Below are 20,183 nucleotides of genomic sequence, written 5' to 3' on the forward strand. Positions count from 1 at the left end.
GTGCCCTGAGGAGGCCATGTGCTCTGCTGGTTCTGCGCCAAGGCCGCGCGCGGCTCGTGCCGGTTCTGCGGCCGCGGCGTGTGCGAGGATCACGCGCGCTTCGGGCCGTACCTGCTGGAGGTGCACCGCTCCGACTCGCGCCGCCGCGCGGAGGGCCTGGTCGTGGACGACGCGCTGCAGTGCGGGGCCTGTCATCCGCGCCCGCAGCCCGTACCCATGCCGGAGCTGGACTGATGCCGGGCTTCGACGACGCACTGGAACGGTTGATCACGGACCCGGCGTTCGCTGCCGCGCTGGCCGCCGACCCGGACCGGGCGCTCGCCGGCTACACGCTGTCACCGGACGAGACGGCGCTGCTGCGCAGCCAGATCTCCACGGGTACGGGGGACGGCGGCCACCGGGCGGTGGAGGCGCGCACCAGCCAGTCGAGCGTGTTCGGCCTGTTCGGCGAGGCCTTCTCCGCCGCCGCGGACCTGGGCCCCGGCGGCACCGCGAGCTTCGGTGACGCGTCGTCCCACGGCTTCGGCGCCGCACCCGCCCACGCGGCCGGCCTCGGCTCCGCGCCGCGGGGCAGCGAGGGCTTCGGCCCGGCCGCGGACACCGGCCTGGGCCCCGCCTCGTCCGCGTCGCTGCACGGCACCGGCCCGGGCGCCACCCCCGCCGCCGGCTTCGGCGCCGCGCCAACCCCGGTCGCGGACGGCTACCGGACCCGCGTGGACGCGGACGGCGACGGCACCTGGGACCCGCACTCCGTCCGCTCCCGCCCCGGCGGCGGCGTCGAGATCCTGGTCGACCGCGACGGCGACGGCCGCACCGACTTCACCGGCCACGACACCGACACCGACGGCCTCATCGACCACGCCGACTACGACACCGACCACGACGGCACCCCCGACCACCACCTCACCGACACCAACAACGACGGCTGGCTGGACACCCGCACCCCACCGCGCCCCTGACGCGCTCCCGGCTGCCGGCCGGATCCACTACGTTGGAGTCCGTCGATGCATTCCTCATCGAGGTGATCCGTTCGGGAGGTCCGGTGCGGCGCTTCCGAAGCAGGCGCGACTCGGCGAGCATGGTGTTGCTGTCCGCCGTGGTGTTGCTGTTCGCCGTGGTCGGCCCAATCGGTTTCATGGCCGTCTTCGCCGGGATGCCGGAACCGGCGGTCGACAGGATGAGCAAGATTGGCCAGGCGTACGGCGGGATCTCCGTTCTCCTGTCCGGTGGCGCAACCATCGGCGTGGTCATCGCGCTCGTGATGCAGGCGCGTCAGCTCCAGCTGTCCCAGGCGCAGGGCGCCCGAATGATGCACCGGCGCTGGTGGGTCATGGCCCGCGACACCGTGGAACTGGCCGCGGAGAGCGAGCGGCGGCAGCGGTTCTTCCACATCGCGGACTCGGCATTCGACGCCGCCGTTCCGGTGCCGGTGGTCGTCAGGCCGCCGGTGCCGTCGGCATGGTGTCGGAGGATGCCGATGATGGTGGCAGCGGGTGGCGCGACTGCCCTGGTACTGGCCGCCTCCTTCGCGGCGGGCCGTCGCGGTGTCAAGATCCGTGCGCTGATCGGAGCTGATCGGACGGGCGGCGCGCCGAGGTGACCTCGGCGTGAACGCGCCGCTCGGCGCGGGGAGAGTGCCGTCTGTCGATGTGGTGTGGCGGAGGGGGTGGGGGGCGTCTGACGATGGCGGCATGACGGCCGTGGCGCTCGACCACCTGAGTAAGGTGTTCGACGACGGGACCGTGGCTGTCAATGATCTTTCGCTCGCGGTGGCGGACGGCGAGCTGCTCGTCCTGCTCGGGCCCACCGGCTGTGGGAAGTCGACCGTGCTCCGGCTGGTGGCGGGGCTGGAGAGCCCGACCGCCGGGCACGTGCGGTTCGGCGGGCGGATCGTCGATCATCTGCACACCCGGGATCGGAACGTGGCGATGGTCTTCCAGCACTACGCGCTGTACCCGCATCTCACGGTCGCGCAGAACATCGGGTTTCCGCTGCGGTCCGCGCCGGGTGTGGGGGAGCTGGTGGCGCGCGCGGCGGAGCGGCTGGGGCTGAGCGGCGTGCTGGACCGGCGGCCGGCGCAGCTCTCCGGGGGTGAGCGGCAGCGGGTGGCGATGGCCCGCGCGCTGGTCCGGCAGCCGCGGGTGTTCCTGCTCGACGAGCCGCTGGCGCACCTGGACGCGGGCCTCCGCCACGAGCTGCGCACCGAGGTGGCCGCGACCGCCCGGCGGGTCGGCGTGACCACGCTGTACGTCACGCACGACCAGGGTGAGGCGCTGGCCGTCGCGGACCGGGTGGCGGTGCTGCACGGCGGTGCCCTGCACCAGGTCGGCACGCCCACCGAGGTGTACGACGACCCCGCGACCGTCTTCGTCGCGGCGTTTCTGGGCACGCCGCGGGCCAACCTGTTCGAGGGCGCGGTCTATCCCGCGGACGGCGGGGTGACCGTGGACCTGGGCAGCCAGGTGCTGACGCTACCGCCGGACGACGCGCGCGCCCACGCCCTGCTCCGGCACGAGCGGGTCACGATCGGCCTGCGGCCCGACGCGCTGCACGCGGCCATGCCCGCCCCGGACGGCGGCGCCAGCCTGCGCGGCCGGGTGCGGCACGTGGAGCACCACGGCCACGAGGGCATCGTCTACCTGGACGCCGGCGGCCTGCCCACACCCCCGGCGCACACCATGATCCGGACTTCGGACCCGGCGCACCTGGCCGGCCTGCTCGCGGACCCGCCCGCCCCGGAGCCGCGGCGCAGCGTGATCGGCCGCCTGCTGCCGCGCCTCACGGCCGAGGCGCCCGCGACCGCCCGTACCCGCTACGGGTTCTACCCCGCCTACGAGCCGGCCACCACCCTGCCGGACTCCACCGCCGACGGCGACCTCGTGCTCCGCGTACCGGCCGCTTCCGGCCTGCCCAGCCCCGGTGACCACCTGACCGTCTCCGTGGATCTGGATCGCCTGCTGCTGTTCGACACCGCCGGCACCCGCATCCGCTGAGCAGGACGCCGGCGCGGGAACGCCGAAAGGGCTCCCCGGCGCAACCAACGGGGAGCCCTTTCAGCGTGGCGGCAGGGTCTACCGGACGTATATGGCGGGCCGATGAAGAAGCTCGGGTGCGGTGGCTGGTGGTACGCGGTGTTCTGCCAGGCGGTGGCGATGCGGTTATAGGGGCGTCGTGCATCGGCGCGTGGGCGTCGGTGCCGCGTGGAGAGTTGCGGTGGTCGGCGGAGGCGGAGCCGATGACCGTGCCGGTGATCCTCCGACCAGGGGCCGGAGGATCACGCCGAGTGATGCGGGATGGCGCCGCGAAGGAAGTGGGCGAAGACGTGGAGCCGCGTGCGCCAGGCAGAACGGTAGTCGCCAACATCAACACCGGGGCCGACTTAATAGTTACTTAAGGTAACGATCACGTCGGTCTAAACCGCGGTCGCGAGCCGGTCCAGCGCGGCGCCCAGTTCGGTCGCGCACTCCGCGGTGATCTCGCCCTCGCGCAGCCGGTCGCCCACCTTCACGTGCAGGTTGTGCACCTGTGACGCCAGGTCGTGCACGCCGCCCGCGGCCAGGTTGTTCTCCAGGTTCCGTACCAGGTTGCGCAGGTCCTGGCCGGCGTCCGGGCTGATCTCGCCGCTCGCCACGCCGTCGTCCAGGATGTGGCCGAGCGCGGCCATCGCCTCCCGGACCGTGGGCACCGGCGCGCTGGCGGCGACGGTCCGCCGCGGCGCCGTCGACGGGGACACATAGGACGGGCTGCCGAACGGGGCCGGGACCGAGGTGGGCGACGCCGGGGTGGGCTCCGGCGCGGCCGACTCGGCCGGCGGCCGCAGCATCGTGCCGGCGACCAGCGCGGCCGACGCCGCGACCAGCACCGCGCACGCCGCCAGCAGGGCGGCGCGACCACGTGCGGGCGCGGGCGCGGCGACCGGCACGGGCGGAAGGGCCGGCGGGGGCAGCAGCGCGCGCAGCACCTCGGCCGCCTGGTATGCGGTCGGCCGGCGCAGCGGGTCCCGGTCCAGGCAGCGCAGGCAGATCGCGGCGACGTCGTCCGGCATCCCGTCGGTGGGCGGTGCCGCCGAGACCGCCAGCGCCTCGGTCAGGTCGTCCCAGGTGTCCGCCGGGTACGGCACCCGCCCGGTCACGGTCTCGTAGAGCAGCACGCCGAGCGCGTACACGTCCGTGGCGGGCTGGGCCGGCGTCCCGTCCAGCCGCTCCGGCGCCACGTAGGCCGGCGTGCCGAACGTGTCGCCGTCCTCGTCCTCGTCCGGCGCGCCGATGTGCGTGGCGATGCCGAAGTCGAGCACCTTCGCGCCGAGCGCGGTCAGCATGATGTTCGCCGGGGTCACGTCGCGGTGCACGATGCCGAGCCGGTGCGCGGCGGCCAGCGCCTCCGCCACTTCCGCGCAGACGCGTACCGCGTGGTCCCAGCGCAGCGGGCCCTGGGTCAGCCGCGCCTCCAGCACCTCGCCGCTGAGCAGCTCCATCACCACGAACGCGGTGACCGTGCCGTCCGGGTCGACCTCCTCGCCGTAGTCGTGCACGGCGGTGACGTGCGGGTGGACCAGCGCGGCCGCGGCCCGGGCCTCCTGCCGGACGAGCGAGCGGAAGCGGGCGTCCGCGGCGAGCGAGTCGGCCAGCACCTTGAGCGCCACGGTCCGGTCGAGAACCTCGTCGTGCGCGCGCCAGATCACGGACATGCCGCCGGCGCCGATCCGATCGATGAGGCGGTACCTGCGGGCCAGCAGCCCGCCGGGGTGCAGCGAGGGCATCTCTCACACCTGATCACCTGGTCGGGACAACCGGATACATCAGGCTGCGCGAATCCGAACCGGTTGTCAACGGGACGTTACGCGGCCCGGCGTACCGTGCGAATCGGGCGATCCGTGCCGGTGAGCGGCGACATGTAAGGATGTTTCCCATGGTCAACGGCCCGGTCGCGTTCGTGCTAGGCGGTGGCGGCGTGCTCGGCGCCGTCGAGGTGGGCATGCTGCGTGCCCTGTTCCGCGCCGGGTTCACGCCGGACCTCGTGGTCGGCACCTCGATCGGCGCGGTCAACGGCGCGCTCGTGGCGGCCGACCCGGTCGAGGCGGTCACCGACCGGCTGGTGCGGCTCTGGGCGTCCCCGGAGGCCGGCGAGGTCTACGGCGACTCGCTGGCCCGGCAGTTGCGCCGGTTCGCGGCCCGCACCCACCTGCACTCGCCCACGCCGCTGCGCCGGCTGCTGGAGCGCGAACTCGGCGAGCAGACCACGTTCGAGGAGCTGCGCGTGCCGTTCCGGTGCTGCGCGGCCAGCATCGAACGGGCCGCGGAGCACTGGTTCACCAAGGGGCCGCTGGTCCGCGCCGTGCTGGCGTCCGCGTCCGTGCCCGGCCTGCTGCCGCCGTCCGAGATCGACGGTGAACACTACGTGGACGGCGGCATCGTCAACTCCATCCCGGTCGACGAGGCGGTGCGCTGCGGCGCCAAGCTCATCTTCGTGCTCCAGGTGGGCCGGATCGAGCGGCCGCTCAGCCCGCCGCGCCGCCCGTGGGAGGTGGCGCAGGTGGCGTTCGAGATCGCCCGGCGGCACCGGTTCGCCCGGGAGATGGCGTCGCTGCCCGATGATGTGAGCGTGCACGTGCTGCCGACCGGAGGCGGGGAGCCCCGCGACGACTCGCCGTGGGCGTACCGCGACATGGCCGCGGCGGGCCGGCGGATCAGTCGCGCCTACACCGCCTCCCGGCGCTACCTCGACGCCCAGGTGAGGACGGAGTAGACCGACGATGCCGCTACCCCCGCGGTGGTTCCGCAGGATCGTGCTCGGCCCGCTGATGATCGTGCTCGCGGCCGTACTGCTGATGTGTCTGCCGTTCCTGCTCCTGGTGCCGCTGCTGGCAGCACCGGTCCTGCCCGGCCGCCTCCGGCTGCTGCGCGTCGTCTGGGTCGGCATCGTCTACACGGTCTGGGACGCGATGGCGCTGATCGCGCTGTTCGGCCTCTGGCTGGCCTCCGGCTTCGGCTGGAAGAAGCGGTCCCCGGCGTTCCAGCGCGCCCACTACGTCCTCACCGGCTGGTTCCTCAAGACGCTGTACCGGCTGCTGCGCGGCGCGCTCAATGTGGACATCGAGATCGTCGGTACGGACCCGGACGTGGCGCTGCCCGGCCGCCCGGAGATCGTGGTCTGCCGGCACGCCGGCCCCGGCGACTCTTTCATCCTGATCCACTCGCTGGTCAACCGGTTCGACCGCGAGCCGCGGATCGTGCTCAAGGACACGCTGCAGTGGGACCCGGCGATCGACGTGCTGCTCAACCGGCTGCCGACCCGGTTCATCGCGCCCGGCCACGTGCCCGGCGCGGACATCGAGCAGCAGATCTTCGACGTCACCATCGGCCTCGACCCGAACGACGCGCTGGTCATCTTCCCGGAGGGCGGCAACTTCACGCCGAGGCGCCGGGTCAAGGCCATCGACCGGCTCCGCGCGCTCGGCCTGGAGCGGATGGCCCGGCGCGCCGAGAACATGCGGCACGTGCTGGCGCCCAAGCCGGGCGGCCTGAACGCGGCCATCGACGCGGCACCGGACGCCGGGGTGATCTTCGTGGCGCACACCGGGCTGGACAAGATGCTCACGGTCGGCGACGTGTGGCGCGAGCTGCCGACGGACAAGACCATCATGATGAGCTTCTGGTCCGTACCGCCGGAGGAGATCCCCCGCGGCGAGCAGGAGCGCATCGAGTGGCTGTTCGACTGGTGGAAGCGGATCGACGACTGGATCGAGGCACATCAGCCACAGCCCGCGCGGCCGATACGCGCCAGGCGCCGCGGGCGGTAGCCTGCCCGGCGTGGAGCAGACACACCTGGTGACCACCACCGTGGACGCCCGCCCGGTCGCCGACTCGCTCGCCACCGCCGCGGTCCAGGCCCGCCTGGCCGCCTGCGCGCAGGTCGGCGGCCCGATCACCAGCACGTACTGGTGGGACGGCGCGGTGCGGACGGCCGCCGAGTGGGTGGTGCAGCTGAAGACCACCACGGACCGGCTGGACGAGCTGATCGAGCAGTTGCGCGCGCTGCACCCGTACGACGTACCCGAGATCGTGGCCGTGCCGGTCAGCGCGGGCAACCCCGACTACCTCTCCTGGGTGCACGCCTCGACGCACGACTGAGTACGCGAACTCTGTCCGCCCGGCTCGCGGACGCGACAGGATGCCGACGTGCAGTCAGAAGTGGACCTCCTCGCGCCCGAGTACCCGTGCCCCTGGTGCGGCACGACCGCCACGCTGGCCGGCGGCTGCCCCGGCTGCGGCCGCGCGCCCAACCCGGTCGCGGCCGAGGTCATCGGGCTGGACGGGCGGATCGCCGCGCTCGCGCCGCTGGTCGAGACCGCGCGCGCCGAGCTGGAGTCGGCGCGCCGCGTCTACGATGAGCGGTCCCGGAGCCTGCGCGGCCTCCAGGACCGGCGCAACGGGCTGCTGGCGCGCATCCACGCGGAGCGGGTGACGGTACCGGCCGGTCCGGAGACTCCGGCGGCTCCGACGCCGCCGGAGCGGCCGTCGCGTCCCGAGACGTCCACCCGGACCGTGCAGAACGTGCTGTTCATCCTGGGTGGGCTGCTGCTCGGCACCGCCGCGATCGTCTTCACCACGATCGCGTGGGCCACGTTCGGGCTGGCCGGCCGCGCCGCGATCCTCGCCACCGTCACCGCGCTCACGCTGGCCGCGCCGCTGGTGGCGCTGCGCCGGAAGCTGACCGCGACCGCGGAGACGTTCGCCGCGCTGGGTCTGCTGCTGATCCTGCTCGACGGGTACGCGGCCTGGTACGTGAACCTGCTCGGCGTCGCCGCGCTCGACCCGGAGCGGTACGCGGGCGTGGTCGCGCTGGTCGCCGCGCTGGTCGCCGCCGGCTACGGCTGGGCGACCGGGCTCACCGGCCCGCGCCTGGCCGCGATGCTGCTGGCCCAGCCGGTGCTGCCGCTGGTCCTGCCCCGCACCGGCGCCTACGGCACCGCGCTCGTGCTGGCCGGCGTGGCCGCGATCGACCTGGCCGCGGCGCGCTTCCCGGTGCCGGTCCGGCCCGCGGCGCGCACGGACGACCCGGCGGTACGCGGGGGACTGCGCACGCTCGCCTGGGTGCTGTTCGGCGGCTGGCTCGTCGCCGCGTCCGCCGCCGCGCTGTTCGCGCTGGTCCCCGAGGACGGTGTGCCCGCGATCGTCGCGCCGACCGCGCTGCTCGCCGTGGGCCTGCTGCTGGTCGTGGCCTCGCTGGTGGCCGGCGTGGCCCGCCTCCAGGCCGTGGCGTCCGGCGTCCTGGTGGTGCTGGTCGCGATCGCGGCCACCCGGCCCGCGGTCGAGTACGGCGACCGGTTCTGGCTGGTCACCGGCACCGCCGTGCTGACCGTGCTCGGGCTGGCGGTGTGGCTGGTGCTGCCGCGCCTGCCGGAGCCGATCCGGCCCGGCCCGCGCACCGGCGCGCTGATCGTGCTCTGCGGCACGTACCTGGCGCTGGCGACGGTGACCGCGGTCGCGGTGCTGGTCACGATCGCGCAGGCGGGAGAGACCGGCCGGATCGACGCGATGATGGACTGGCAGGTGCCGCTCGCGCTGGTCACGCTGCCGCTGGTGATCGCGCCGCTGCTGGGCTGGTACACGCCCCGCGTCTTCGTCCCGGCCAACGCCGAGGCGCCCCCGGCACCGGCCACCGGCAAGCCCTGGCGCTGGGGCGGCGGCTGGCGCGGCTGGCACGACCCGGTGATCGTCGCCGCGGCGATGGGCGTGGTGTCGCTGCCGGTCGGGTTCACGATGCCGATGGCGGCCGCCGCCGCGCTGGACCTGGCGGCCGGCGCGGTCCTGCTGCTCACGGCCGCGCGCGAGCGGTTCGCCCGGTCCGTGGTGGTCCGGTCGGTGGCGGGCGCGTCGCTGGTCCTGGTCGCGCTGGCGATGTCGGCGGGCCGGCCGCGGATCTTCGCGGTGCTGCTGCCGGCCGCGGTGCTGCTCGGCGTGGCGGTCGCGCTGACGGCGTACCGGCGGAATCCCCGCCTCGGACGTCTGACGCTGGGGGTGGCGTTGACCGCCGTGCCGTTCGCCGCGGTGGCGGTGCTGGCCGGCACGTCGAACCGCGTCGGCGACCCGCTGTGGGGCGACGCCGCGGCCTCGGCCGCGTCCCGGCTGGCGTTCGCGGCCGGCGCGGTGGTGCTGGTCGCGACGGCCGCGGTGCGGCGCTGGTGGCCGGCCTATCTCGGCGCGGCGACGGTCGCGTCCGGGCTCGTCGTGATTTACGTCGGCCTGCCGCCGGACGCCGGGCGCGACCCGCGTGAGCTGTACGCGGCCGGCGCACTGCTGCTGACCGCCGTGGCGGCCTACGCCTTCACCGCCGAATGGGGCCGGGCGCTGCTCGCCCTCACCGGCCTGCCGCTGGCCGGCGCCGTGCTGCTGCACGCCGGGGACGCGATCCTCACGGTCGTGGTCGCGCCCTACACCTGGCTCGGCCGCGGCTGGTCCGAGCGGCCCACCGGCACCGGCCTCTCGCCCGACGCGCTGACGCTGCCCACCTGGAGCCAGGCGGTCGCGGTCGCGCTGCTGGTTCCGGTGGTGTTCCTGGCCGTGCTGACCGCCGGCCGCACCCGCCGCTGGGCGCTGCTCGGCGCCGCCGCGACCGCCGCGCTCACCCTGCTGACCGGCCTGGCCGCGGCCGGCGCACCGTGGCCCGCCATCCCGGCCGTCGCGCTCACGGCCGGACTCGCGGCGCTGCTCGCCGCCGCCTGGGTGCCGAGGAGCGCGGCGCTGCTCGTACCCGTGGGAATCGTCTTGAAGGGCGCCGGACTCGCCGGCGCGTCACCGCGGCCGGCCACCACGCTGGCCGCGCTCGGCCTGTCCCTGATCGTGGGCGTGGTGATCGGCGTGACCGGCCGCGGCCTGCGGTCCCGGCTGAGCGGCTGGCTCGGCGCGGTGCTGGCCGCGGTCGCGCTCGCCGGCACCACCGGCGCCGCCGCCGACCTGCCGCTGCGCGTCACCGCGCTGGCCGTCCTGGGCGTCGCCGTGGCCGCGCTGGCGCTCGGCGCGCTGCTGCGCCGCCCACGCCCGGCCGAGGCCACCGCGGTCGAGGTGGCCGCGCACGCCACCGCCGTGGTCGCGTTCCTGCTGGTCCTCGGCGTCGACCTGCGGTACGCCGCCGTCGTCGCGCTGCTGTGGAGCATCGCGCTCGGCGTCCGCGCGATCCCCGGCCCGTGGCGGTGGGCGCTCGGCCTGATCGCCGCCGGCTGGCTGCTGACCGCCTGGTGGCTGCTGCTCGGCTCGACCGGCATCGGCGTCTGGGAGGCTTACACGCTGCCCACCGCGCTGGTCGCCGCCGTGGTCGGCCTGCTCGCCGCGCGCGCCCGCCCCGCGCTGAGCAGCTGGCGCGCGTACACCGTGTGCCTGGTCGCCGCCCTGCTCCCCAGCCTCGCCGCCGTCCTGCTCGGCGACGCCTCCTGGCAACGCCGCCTGCTCCTCGGCCTCGGCGCGATCGCCCTGGTCCTCGGCGGCTCCATCCGCCGCCGCCAGTCCCCGGTCATCCTCGGCGGCGGCACCCTGCTCGTCCTCTCCGTCACCGAGGTCGCCCGCGTCTGGGACCTGCTGCCCCGCTGGCTCCCGTTCGCGATCGGCGGCCTCGTCCTGCTCACGCTCGCCATCACCTACGAACGGCGCCTCCGCGACCTCACCCGCCTGCGCGCCGCGGTCGACCGGATGACCTGACCACCCTTACGTCACCCGCTCCCGGGGGCGCACCCCGCGCTTTCGGCGGCCGGCAGGGACCCTGCCGCGGCTTCGCCCGCGCGGCGCACCCCGCTGGAACGACGCGGCCTAGCGGTAGTGGGGATTGCGGCTCGCTGCACGAGCCGCAATCGCCCAGGTGGCGGTCCGCCGTAGTGGTACCAGCTGTTACGGGTAGCTCGGGTACGGGTATGACTGCCAGTTGTTGCAGTACCAGCTATACGGGTCCCAGCGGGCTCCGTAGGCGGCGTAGTAGTCGCTGCCGTGCTGATCGCGGCACGCCCGGTCCACGTCGATGCCGTGGTTCGGCCCGTTGATGAACTCGTGGTAGTTCGCTGCGCATCGCCAGCCGTAGACGTCGGCGCCGCCGGCGATCCAGGCGATCTGGCCCCCGCCGTGCTGCGTCTGACAGGCGCGATGCATGTCGATTCCGGGGAAATCGGCGAAGGCTGGGGCGGCACCGGTGCCGGCGAGGGCGGTGCCGGCGATCAGTGCGACGCCCATCATGGCGAGGCGCCGCCGAAGCCCGTGTGACCGCCGTGCGGGTGTGCGAGTGGCGAACGTCGAGGTCCGCATGAACCAACTCCCTTCCCGGCCAGTGTTCATCGCCCACTGGCCCCGACTGGGTTCCTTGGTGGACAGGACGACTGGCGGATGGCCGTGGTTCACATCGATGCGATGCGAAATCACGCGTGCGGGATCTGGTCGCCGCCGCGCAGCTCAAGCGCGGCGCGGCCCGCGCGGTGGAATCTCGGACGCAGCCCCGCGTCAGGAGCGGGGCACCACCCGGAGGCTCATCGTCGGCGCGTCGGTGAGGACCGAGACCGGGTCCGAGACGCCGCCCGAGCTCCAGTTGCGAGCCCGCCCCACGTGGACGCCCGGGTACAGCTCGACCAGGTCCGTCGGGTCGAGGGCGCGGGTCTTGCGCTTGATGATGAGCCGGTCGTCCTCGTCCATGCTGCCGCCGGGACGGATGCCGGTGCCGTTGGTGCTGACGTCGGTGACCGACAGCTCCCCGCCCCGCAGGTCGAAGCGCACGTGCGCGCGGCTGATCCACTTGCGGGCCTCGTCGGAGAGCCACTGGCCGAGCATGATGCCGTTGTCGGGGGCGCGGCCGACCTCGAGCGGCTCGTTCTCGACCACCACGAAGCGCTGGCGGACCACGCCGCCGACGCGGATGGCGAGGGCCTCGGCGGCCGGGCGCGGGCCGGCGTCGGAGAGGCGGGCGCCGTGCCGGGGGCAGGTCGGGGCGCCGTTGCGGAGCGTGGGCGGCGGCTGGGCGCCGGGGCGCGACTCCTGCTCGGGCTGGCGGAGGTCGGCGAAGAAGCTGTCGCCGCCGTCCGCGCCGCCGAAGCTGGCGCACGGGCTCTCCGGGCAGCGCCACATGCGGCTCATCAGCCGTACGCCGGCCTGGGACGGAGCTCCGGGCGAGGCCTGGCCGCCGCCGACGCGCGCGACGAGCGCGGCGCCGCCGTGGCCGACGACCGGCGCGACCACCCGGCCGGGGTCACCGATCCACGGGTACGACCCGCGGAAGCCCTCGAACCGGTCGCGGCTGAGCACCGGCAGGCCGAGGATGTCCGCGACCTCGAGGACCCGGTCGTTCATCTGCGGCACCACCTCGACGACCCCGTCGTCGGCCCAGCGCCGCGCGACCATCCGCTCGTTGGAGGTGAGGTCGGCGTCGGAGAGCAGCGCGCGGGGGAGCACCACGTAGACGGGTACGTCCTCCTCGGCGAGCTGGCGGCCGAGCGCGTCGACGACCATGCCGAGGCGCAGCATGCTCGCCGGTCTGCCCTGGTCGAGGTCCTGGTAGCGGACGACCTCGGACAGGTCGAGCACGGCACGCGCCATCGCCGGATCGACGCACAACCGCCGCTCGATCGCGTCGAGCACCTTGCTGGTCTCGAATCTCACGCTGCAACCTCCCGCCCAGGGTGCCCATATCATGCACCGAGCACCCGGCGGGGTGAAAGCTAGCCCTGGTCCAGCACCCGGGCGACGATCTCGTCGATGTGACCGGCCAGCGTGATGTCACGCTCGGTGACGCCGCCGTCGGAATGCGTGGTGAGGCGGAACGTGACCGTACGCCAGCGGATGTCGATGTCCGGGTGGTGGTCCAGCTCCTCGGCGATCTTGGCGACGTCGACCACCGCGACCACGCCGGCCGGGAAGCTCGGGAACTCCACGGTCCGCACGATCACCTCCTGATCGCCGATCCAGCCCGTGAGCTGCGCGAGTGCCTTGCCTACCGCTGCGTCGTCCAGCAACTGCGCCATGGCTCGACCCTAACCGGCCTGCGCGTCGTTTGCTGGGAGACGAGCGCGGGGAAAGACAGTGTGGACGCGCCGTGGCGTCCCTTTCGGGGACGCGGGCCGGAGACAGGAGGACAGACCTGATGGACCGCCGGATTCTGTGGGTTCCGGGCGTGGCCGTCGCGGGCGCGCTCGCGCTGGGCGGCTGTGCGGAGAACGGGGAGCCCACGCTCACCCTGCCGTCGGTCGCGGTGACGCCCACCGCCGTGACCACGACCGTGCCGCCGAGCGCGGCGGACACCGCGCTGGCCGCGTCGACGCAGGCGCTCGGCACGACCAGCTACAAGACGACGATGACGATCGGTGACGCGGTCTCGGTGACCGGGCAGATAGACCCGGCGAAGGAGACCGGCGACACCACCACGCGGCTGACCGGCGCCAACGGCGGGGACATCACGATCCAGACCCGGCTGATCGGTACGGACGCGTGGGCCAAGGTCACCGGCCTGGGCGAGGCGCTGCCGGCCGGCTGGATGCACCTGGACACGCAGAAGGCGTCCGGCACCGACAACTTCACCATCTCGCCCGGCCAGACCGACCCGGCCAAGGCGGCGAAGTTCATCGCGGCCAGCGCGGACGTGCAGCAGACCGGCCCGAACGGCTTCAGCGGCACGGTCGACCTGACCAAGGTCGCCGGCGTGACCGGGCTGGGCAGCGTGACGCTCGGTAACGGCACGTCGCAGAAGGTGCCGTTCACGGCCACCACGGACGCGCAGGGCCGGCTGTCGAACCTGACCGTGGACCTGCAGAAGGTGTCGCCGGAGGCGGCGGGCCCGCTGAAGATCGACTACACCGACTACGGTACGCCGGTGACCGTGCAGCCGCCCGCTCCGGCCGAGGTGACGGAGGCGCCGGAGGAGCTGTACAACCCGTTCGGCTGAGCAAGGCGTGACAAAGGGGCCGCTGTTCGGCGGCCCCTTTGCCGTGGGCGCGATCTCAGGGGGAGCTGAGGATCGCGCCCAGCCGGCCGAGCGCGAAGTCGATGTCGTCCTCGGTGACCGTGAGCGGCGGCGCCAGCCGGATCGTGGAGCCGTGCGTGTCCTTGACCAGCACGCCCTGCTCCATCAGCAGCTCGCAGGCGCGACGGCCGGTCATCAGCGCGGGGTCGATGTCCACGCCGGCCCAGAGGCCGCGTCCGCGTACCGCGACGACGCCCTTGCCGATCAGCGCGGTGAGCCCGGCGTGCAGGCGCTCGCCGAGCGCGGCGGACCGGCGCTGGAACTCGCCGGTGGCCAGCAGGTTCACCACCTCGGTGGCGACCGCACAGGCCAGCGGGTTGCCGCCGAACGTGGAGCCGTGCTCGCCCGGGCGCAGCACGCCGAGCACGTCGCGACGGCCGGCGACCGCGGAGACCGGCACGATGCCGCCGCCGAGCGCCTTGCCGAGCAGGTACAGGTCGGGGCGGACGCCCTCGTGGTCGCAGGCGAACGTGCTGCCGGTACGCCCCAGCCCGGACTGGATCTCGTCCGCCACGAACAGCACGTTCCGGTCCGTGCAGAGCGCGCGCACGCCGGTGAGGTAGCCGGGCGGCGGCACCAGCACGCCGGCCTCGCCCTGGATCGGCTCGATCAGCACCGCGACCGTGTCCTCGGTGATCGCCTCGGCCATCGCGGCCAGGTCCCCGTACGGCACGACCGTGAATCCCGGCGTGTACGGCCCGAAGTCGTTCCGCGCGTCGGGATCGGTGGAGAAGCTGACGATCGTGGTGGTGCGCCCGTGGAAGTTCCCGTCCGCGACCACGATGGTGGCCCGCCCGGCCGGCACGCCCTTGACCCGGTAACCCCACGCGCGGGACACCTTGATCGCGGTCTCCACCGCCTCGGCGCCGGTGTTCATCGGCAGCACCAGGTCCTGGTGGCACAGCTCGGCCAGGCCCTGGCAGAACGCGGCGAACCGGTCGTGCACGAACGCGCGGCTGGTCAGCGTGAGCCGGTCCAGCTGCGCGTGCGCGGCCGCGATCAGCGCGGGGTGCCGGTGCCCGAAGTTCAGCGCGGAGTACCCGGCCAGGCAGTCCAGGTAGCGGCGCCCGTCGACGTCCGTCACCCAGGCGCCCTCGGCCGCCGCGATGACCACCGGCAGCGGGTGGTAGTTGTGCGAGGTCCACCGCTCCGCGTCCGCGAGCGCCTTCGGCGTCAGCGTGAGGTCGTCGATGATCATCTCAGGCTCCCGCGCGGATCTCGAGGGTGCAGCACTTCGGGCCGCCGCCGGCCTTGCGCAGCTCGGACAGGTCCACCCCGATCGGCGTGAAACCGCGGTCCGCCAGCTGCTGGGCGAGGTTCCCGGCCTGCGTCGGGAGCACCACGTTGCGGCCGTCGCTGACCGCGTTCAGGCCGAGCACCGCGGCGTCGTCCGCGCCGGCCAGGATCGCGTCCGGGAAGAGGCGGCGCAGCACCTCGCGGCTGCCGGGCGTGAACGCCTCCGGCAGGTACGCGACCGTGCGCTCGTCCAGCACGCAGAGCGCGGTGTCCAGGTGGTAGAAGTTCGGGTCGACGAGCTGGAGCGAGATCACCGGCCGGCGCAGCACCTCCTGCGCCTGCAGGTGCGACTCGTGCGCGGTGCGGAAGCCGGTGCCGGCCAGCAGCACGTCGCCGGCGAGCAGGATGTCGCCCTCGCCCTCGTTGACCGCCTTCGCCTCGACCACGTCGAAGCCGGCGCGGCGGAACCAGTTCGCGTACGCCGGGCCCTCGTCGGCCCGCTCCGGGTCCCGGAACTGCACGGCCAGCACGGTGCCGTCGACCACGGTGGCGCCGTTCGCGGCGAACACCATGTCGGGCAGGCCGGGCAGCGGGTCGATCTCCTCGACCGTGTGCCCGAGATCGGTGTAGACCTGCCGCAGCGCGGTCCACTGCCGGACGGCCAGCTCCGTGTCGTACGGCGCGGTCGGGTCCATCCACGGGTTGATCGTGTACTCGACGGCGAAGTACGTCGGGCGGCACATGAGGTAGCGCCGATGCGAGAACATGGGCTGCGGCTCCTGGTCGAGGGGGAGGGTCTCTCACCTCGAACGGTATTGCCGCTGCCGTTTTCCGATCCACCGATAACGCTTGCGTCCGACGTTGATTCGTTGCGTTGATCCGCCCCTGGGCGGTGAAACGTTGCGCAGACAGCGTTATGGGGGCGGTGAACCACCGCCCCCAAGCCATGGCGCCGGGCGAACCGCCCTTGTGCCCCGGTGCCCGAGCGAACCGCTCCGGGCGCCTGCCTTACATATGCCCGTCAGAACCAGTTCGGAAACTGTGCGTCGAGCCACTCCCGGGCCGGCCGCACCGTGTCGGTGTCCAGGCTCAGCCAGGGCAGCTCGCCGGTCACCGCGAGGATGCCGACGATCAGCGCGGCGCCGCTGACCAGCATGCCGATCAGCGCGTCGAGCTTGCCGGCCACGTGCCGGCGGCGGGTGGCGACGAAGCCGCCCAGCGAGGCGAGCAGCGCGATCGCGGCGACCGCGATGCCGTACCCGGCGAGCGGGCCGGACAGCACCAGCGCCGCGGCGGCGATGCTCAGCGCCAGGCCGACCGTGGCCAGCAGGCTGGTCCGCGCGCGCGGGGCGCGCTCCACGGGAACCACCGGCGGCGCCGGCGGCGTGGCCGGGCGCTCGATGACCTCCGTGGTCGTCTCGGTCCTGTCGGTGGAACTCTTCGGGTACGGGGTCCGGTCGTCGACCTTCGCGCGCGGCGCGACGGCGGGACGAGTGGCCGTGGTCTCGTCCTCAGTGGTCGTCGTCGTGCCCGCCGACCGGGTGAACGTGGGGAGCCGCACGATGCACCTCCTGAAGGGATATGGGGGGTCGCACCTGCTGTACCCGCCGGCGCCCGTCGCCACACATCGCGCGGTGTTCACCCGCGCGACGGCTGATGCTCGCCCGCTCGTGCAAGCGTCGTTCCTCATGGCTCACCGCACGATTCCGGCCGTGCTCATGACACTGGCCGTCACCTCCGCGAGCCTGCTCGCCGGCAGCGCCGCCGACGCGCACGCGCGCAAGGTCTACTTCGATCGCACCGCGACCTACCCGGTCTTCCAGAACCGGCCCGCCGGTGAGGACCCCGCGACACCGACCGCCGCCGAGATCTCCTCGGTCAGCGAGGACGGCCGGACGCTGGTCTACACGGACGCGCCGGCCGGCCGGATCGGTTTCGTCGACATCTCGAACCCGGCCCGCCCCCGGGGCCTCGGCACGCTGGACATGGGCGGCGAGCCCACGTCCGTCGTCGTGCGCGGCGGATACGTGCTGGCCGTGGTGGACACCAGCGAGAGCTTCACCAGCCCGTCCGGCGTGCTCCGGGTGGTGCGGCTGCGGGACCGCGCGGTCGTGCGCGAGATCGGCATGGGCGGCCAGCCCGACTCGATCGCGCTGAGCAAGGACTCCCGGTACGCCGCGATCGCCATCGAGAACCAGCGCGACGAGGACGTCGCCGACGGCGACCTGCCGCAGGCGCCGGGCGGCTTCATCCAGATCGTCGACTTCCCGTCGGACGACCCGGCTCGCTGGTCCGCGCGCGCGGTGCCGCTGCCCGAGGCCACGCTGGCCGCGGCCGGCATCGCCGCGCCCAGCGACCCGGAACCGGAGTACGTCTCGATCAACTCGCGGAACCAGCTGGTCGTCACGCTCCAGGAGAACAACGGCGTCGTCCTGATCGACCTGCGCGGCGGCCGGGTGGAGAAGGCGTTCAGCGCCGGCCGGACCACCGTCACCGGCATCGACACCGAGGACGACGGCACCATCGACCTGAGCGGGTCGATCACGGACACGCCGCGCGAGCCGGACGCGATCTCCTGGATCGACGACCGCTACGTGGCCACCGCGAACGAGGGCGACTGGCGGGGCGGCACCCGCGGCTGGACCGTCTTCGACACCCGCACCGGCCGCGTCGCCTGGGACGCCAGCAACACGTTCGAGCGGCTCGCGGTCACCTACGGGCTGCACAACGAGGGCCGCGCGGACAACAAGGGCACCGAGCCGGAGGGGCTCGCGGTCGCCACCTACCAGGGCCGGCGGTACGCGTTCGTCGCCGCCGAGCGGAGCAACTTCGTCGCGGTCTACGACCTGAGCGACCCGGTGCGCCCGGCCTTCCAGCAGATCCTGGCCACCACGAACGGCCCCGAGGGCCTGCTGCCGATCCCGTCGCGCGGCCTGTTCGCGGTCTCCAGCGAGGTCGACGAGGCCGAGGCCAACGTGCGGTCCAGCCTCACGCTGTTCGCGCTCGGCACCGAGCGGCCGGGCTTCCCGAGCGTGGTCTCCACCGGCGACCTCGGCTGGGGCGCGCTCGGCGCGCTCTCCCCGGTGCCGGGCCGGCCCGACCGGCTCTACACGGTGACGGACGCGGCGTACTCACCCACCCGCATCCTCACCATCGACACCGGCCGTACGCCCGCCCGGATCGACCGCGCGCTGACGGTCACGGACGCGTCCGGCGCGCCGGTCGGCTACGACGCCGAGGGCATCGCCGCACGGCCGCGGGGCGGCTTCTGGCTCGGCGTCGAGGGCGCCACCGGCGGCGGCAACCAGCTCGTCCGGCTGGACGCCTCCGGTCGTACCGTCGAGGTGGTCCCACTGCCCGCGGAGATCTCGTCCGGGCTGGCCAAGCAGGGCATCGAGGGCGTCTCGGTGGTCACCGACCGGTCCGGCGAGCACGTCTGGACGACGCTCCAGCGCGAGCTGAGCACCGACCCGGCCGGCGTGGTCCGGATCGGCCGCTACGACGTGGCCACGAAGACCTGGACCTGGTTCGGCTACCGGCTGGAGCAGACCACCACGGCCGGCGACTGGATCGGCCTGTCCGAGATCGTGGCGGTCGACCGGGACACGCTCGCGGTGATCGAGCGGGACAAGCTGAACGGCCCGGCCGCGCGGGTCAAGCGCGTCTACACGGTCGAGGTCCCGTCCCGGGACCCGCGCCCGGGCACGCTCCCGGTGCTGCCGAAGCGGCTCGCCGTCGACGTGCTGCCCGCGCTGCGCGCCGACAACGGCTGGACCCAGGAGAAGCTGGAGGGCCTGACCATCGGCGGTGACGGCGTCGTCTACGCGATCACCGACAACGACGGTCTCGAGGACGCCACCGGCGAGACGGTCCTGCTCCGCCTCGGCCCCGCCCGCAAGATCTTCTAACCCGTGCGGGGGGTACGGCACGCGCCGTGCCCGATCCCGTACGACCTGAGCCCGCTCGGCGGTCCGGTGGACGGGGTGCTGCACGACGGTGTCATCCAGGAGGTCGACATCGCGACCGGGCGGAAGGTCTTCGAGTGGCGGTCCAGCGACCACGTGGGCCTGGACGAGTCGTACGCGCCACTGCCCCAGGGCGACGCGGCGCACCTGCCGTACGACTACTTCCACGCGAACTCGGTGGGGCTGGCCGCGGACGGGAACCTGATCGTGTCGGCCCGGCACACCTGGGCGTGCTACAAGATCGACCGGGAGAGCGGCGACGTCATCTGGCGGATCGGTGGCAAGAAGTCGGACTTCGCGGTCGACGAGCGGACCGCCTTCTCCTGGCAGCACGACTTCCGGCAGCGGCGGGACGGCTCCTGGGGCCTGTTCGACAACGGCGCCGGGATCACCAAGGAGCGCGAGTACTCGCGCGGCGTCGTGTTCACCATCGACGAGACCGCGCGGACGACCAGGTTCGTCGCCGAGTACGTGCACCCGGACCGGCTCTCCGCACCCACCCAGGGCAGCTTCCGCGAACTCGCCGACGGTGGCTCGTTCGTCGGCTGGGGCCAGATGCCACACTTCACCGAGCACGACCCGGACGGCACGGTACGGCTGGCCGGCCACCTGCCGCCCGACAACCAGTCCTACCGCGCCTACAAGGCCGAGTGGACCGGCACCCCGGCCGACCAGCCCGCGCTCGGCCTGCACGTGGACGGCGGCAACGTGGTCGTCTCCGTGAGCTGGAACGGCGAGACCCGGGTCGCCCGGTGGCGGGCACGCTGGGGCACGCAGCCCGGTGCACTCAACGGCGGCGCCGTCGAGCAACCCCGCACCGGCTTCGAGACCACCCTCCAGGTCCCCGGCACCCCCGAGTACGTGGTCGCCGACGCCCTCGACGGCTCCGGCAAGGTCCTCGGCACCTCCTCCGCCATCCCGATCCGCGTCTGACCCGTCCGGTCAGGGGTTGATCGAGGCGGGCATACCCGGCGCGGGCGTTCGCACGGCGGCACC

18 protein-coding genes are annotated in these 20,183 nt (G+C 73.7%); 11 read left to right on the forward strand and 7 right to left on the reverse strand.

The window, feature by feature from the left end; genetic code table 11:
* Positions 1-18: 18 nt before the first annotated feature.
* From J2S41_RS38845 to J2S41_RS38860, 4 genes are all read left to right on the forward strand, one after another.
* Complete coding sequence (locus J2S41_RS38845; protein ID WP_306834945.1) at positions 19-234, forward strand: hypothetical protein; 216 nt, start codon at positions 19-21, stop codon at positions 232-234.
* Complete coding sequence (locus tag J2S41_RS38850) at positions 234-959, forward strand: Os1348 family NHLP clan protein (RefSeq protein WP_310375876.1); 726 nt, start codon at positions 234-236, stop codon at positions 957-959. Before J2S41_RS38845 ends, J2S41_RS38850 begins: the two co-directional genes overlap by 1 nt.
* A 32-nt stretch (positions 960-991) precedes the next feature.
* The gene (locus J2S41_RS38855; RefSeq protein ID WP_310375878.1) at positions 992-1,600 is read left to right on the forward strand and encodes a DUF6082 family protein; all 609 of its coding nucleotides are present in this window, start codon (positions 992-994) and stop codon (positions 1,598-1,600) included.
* A 91-nt stretch (positions 1,601-1,691) separates the two neighbouring features.
* Entirely contained in the window at positions 1,692-2,993 is a 1,302-nt protein-coding gene (locus tag J2S41_RS38860; protein ID WP_310375880.1) for an ABC transporter ATP-binding protein, read from the forward strand.
* Positions 2,994-3,412: 419 nt separating this feature from the next.
* Here J2S41_RS38860 and J2S41_RS38865 read toward each other — a convergent pair whose 3' ends face one another.
* On the reverse strand, positions 3,413-4,759 hold the full coding sequence (locus tag J2S41_RS38865; RefSeq protein WP_310375882.1) for a serine/threonine-protein kinase: 1,347 nt from the start codon (positions 4,757-4,759) through the stop codon (positions 3,413-3,415).
* Positions 4,760-4,908: 149 nt separating this feature from the next.
* Here J2S41_RS38865 and J2S41_RS38870 point away from each other — a divergent pair, with 149 nt between their 5' ends.
* From J2S41_RS38870 to J2S41_RS38885, 4 genes are read left to right on the forward strand one after another with little or no spacing between them, the layout of a single operon-like run.
* A complete protein-coding gene (locus J2S41_RS38870) occupies positions 4,909-5,745 on the forward strand; it encodes a patatin-like phospholipase family protein (RefSeq protein WP_310375884.1) in 837 nt (278 codons plus the stop codon).
* Positions 5,746-5,752: 7 nt separating this feature from the next.
* Positions 5,753-6,799, forward strand: a complete 1,047-nt coding sequence (locus tag J2S41_RS38875) for a 1-acyl-sn-glycerol-3-phosphate acyltransferase (protein WP_310375886.1) — start codon at positions 5,753-5,755, stop codon at positions 6,797-6,799.
* 10 nt (positions 6,800-6,809) lie between these two features.
* Entirely contained in the window at positions 6,810-7,130 is a 321-nt protein-coding gene (gene cutA / locus J2S41_RS38880) for a divalent-cation tolerance protein CutA (RefSeq protein ID WP_310375888.1), read from the forward strand.
* Between the two features lie 48 nt (positions 7,131-7,178).
* A complete protein-coding gene (locus J2S41_RS38885) occupies positions 7,179-10,694 on the forward strand; it encodes an SCO7613 C-terminal domain-containing membrane protein (RefSeq protein WP_310375890.1) in 3,516 nt (1,171 codons plus the stop codon).
* 186 nt (positions 10,695-10,880) lie between these two features.
* On the opposite strand, the gene J2S41_RS38890 is transcribed toward J2S41_RS38885, so the two are convergent.
* The 3 genes from J2S41_RS38890 to J2S41_RS38900 form a co-directional block, all read right to left on the reverse strand.
* Positions 10,881-11,288, reverse strand: a complete 408-nt coding sequence (locus J2S41_RS38890; protein ID WP_310375893.1) for a hypothetical protein — start codon at positions 11,286-11,288, stop codon at positions 10,881-10,883.
* Between the two features lie 192 nt (positions 11,289-11,480).
* Entirely contained in the window at positions 11,481-12,629 is a 1,149-nt protein-coding gene (locus J2S41_RS38895) for an FHA domain-containing protein (protein ID WP_310375895.1), read from the reverse strand.
* 59 nt (positions 12,630-12,688) lie between these two features.
* Positions 12,689-12,991 (reverse strand): 4a-hydroxytetrahydrobiopterin dehydratase, encoded by a 303-nt coding sequence (locus tag J2S41_RS38900; RefSeq protein WP_310375897.1) that lies wholly within the window; start codon positions 12,989-12,991, stop codon positions 12,689-12,691.
* 119 nt (positions 12,992-13,110) lie between these two features.
* Here J2S41_RS38900 and J2S41_RS38905 point away from each other — a divergent pair, with 119 nt between their 5' ends.
* A complete protein-coding gene (locus tag J2S41_RS38905) occupies positions 13,111-13,908 on the forward strand; it encodes a hypothetical protein (protein WP_310375899.1) in 798 nt (265 codons plus the stop codon).
* Between the two features lie 55 nt (positions 13,909-13,963).
* On the opposite strand, the gene rocD is transcribed toward J2S41_RS38905, so the two are convergent.
* From rocD to J2S41_RS38920, 3 genes are all read right to left on the reverse strand, one after another.
* Positions 13,964-15,184, reverse strand: coding sequence for an ornithine--oxo-acid transaminase (gene rocD / locus J2S41_RS38910; RefSeq protein WP_310375901.1), 1,221 nt, complete (start codon positions 15,182-15,184; stop codon positions 13,964-13,966).
* Position 15,185: 1 nt separating this feature from the next.
* Entirely contained in the window at positions 15,186-15,989 is an 804-nt protein-coding gene (ddaH, locus tag J2S41_RS38915; protein ID WP_310375903.1) for a dimethylargininase, read from the reverse strand.
* A 254-nt stretch (positions 15,990-16,243) separates the two neighbouring features.
* A complete protein-coding gene (locus J2S41_RS38920) occupies positions 16,244-16,783 on the reverse strand; it encodes a hypothetical protein (RefSeq protein ID WP_310375905.1) in 540 nt (179 codons plus the stop codon).
* Between the two features lie 157 nt (positions 16,784-16,940).
* On the opposite strand from J2S41_RS38920, the gene J2S41_RS38925 reads away from it, so the two are divergent.
* Together J2S41_RS38925 and J2S41_RS38930 are read left to right on the forward strand one after the other, a co-directional pair.
* On the forward strand, positions 16,941-19,130 hold the full coding sequence (locus J2S41_RS38925) for an esterase-like activity of phytase family protein (protein WP_310376867.1): 2,190 nt from the start codon (positions 16,941-16,943) through the stop codon (positions 19,128-19,130).
* Between the two features lie 3 nt (positions 19,131-19,133).
* Entirely contained in the window at positions 19,134-20,120 is a 987-nt protein-coding gene (locus J2S41_RS38930; protein ID WP_310375907.1) for an arylsulfotransferase family protein, read from the forward strand.
* The last annotated feature ends 63 nt before the right edge of the window (positions 20,121-20,183 follow it).

The organism is Catenuloplanes atrovinosus, from assembly GCF_031458235.1.
Taxonomy (GTDB): Bacteria; Actinomycetota; Actinomycetes; order Mycobacteriales; family Micromonosporaceae; genus Catenuloplanes; species Catenuloplanes atrovinosus.

Coding starts and splice junctions, on each gene's coding strand:
- J2S41_RS38905 (WP_310375899.1), top strand. CDS start 13,111: ATGGACCGCCGGATTCTGTGGGTTCCGGGCGTGGCCGTCGCGGGCGCG.
- J2S41_RS38925 (WP_310376867.1), top strand. CDS start 16,941: ATGACACTGGCCGTCACCTCCGCGAGCCTGCTCGCCGGCAGCGCCGCC.
- rocD (WP_310375901.1), bottom strand. CDS start 15,184: ATGATCATCGACGACCTCACGCTGACGCCGAAGGCGCTCGCGGACGCG.
- J2S41_RS38865 (WP_310375882.1), bottom strand. CDS start 4,759: ATGCCCTCGCTGCACCCCGGCGGGCTGCTGGCCCGCAGGTACCGCCTC.
- J2S41_RS38890 (WP_310375893.1), bottom strand. CDS start 11,288: ATGCGGACCTCGACGTTCGCCACTCGCACACCCGCACGGCGGTCACAC.
- J2S41_RS38850 (WP_310375876.1), top strand. CDS start 234: ATGCCGGGCTTCGACGACGCACTGGAACGGTTGATCACGGACCCGGCG.
- J2S41_RS38900 (WP_310375897.1), bottom strand. CDS start 12,991: ATGGCGCAGTTGCTGGACGACGCAGCGGTAGGCAAGGCACTCGCGCAG.
- ddaH (WP_310375903.1), bottom strand. CDS start 15,989: ATGTTCTCGCATCGGCGCTACCTCATGTGCCGCCCGACGTACTTCGCC.
- J2S41_RS38875 (WP_310375886.1), top strand. CDS start 5,753: ATGCCGCTACCCCCGCGGTGGTTCCGCAGGATCGTGCTCGGCCCGCTG.
- J2S41_RS38870 (WP_310375884.1), top strand. CDS start 4,909: ATGGTCAACGGCCCGGTCGCGTTCGTGCTAGGCGGTGGCGGCGTGCTC.
- J2S41_RS38860 (WP_310375880.1), top strand. CDS start 1,692: ATGACGGCCGTGGCGCTCGACCACCTGAGTAAGGTGTTCGACGACGGG.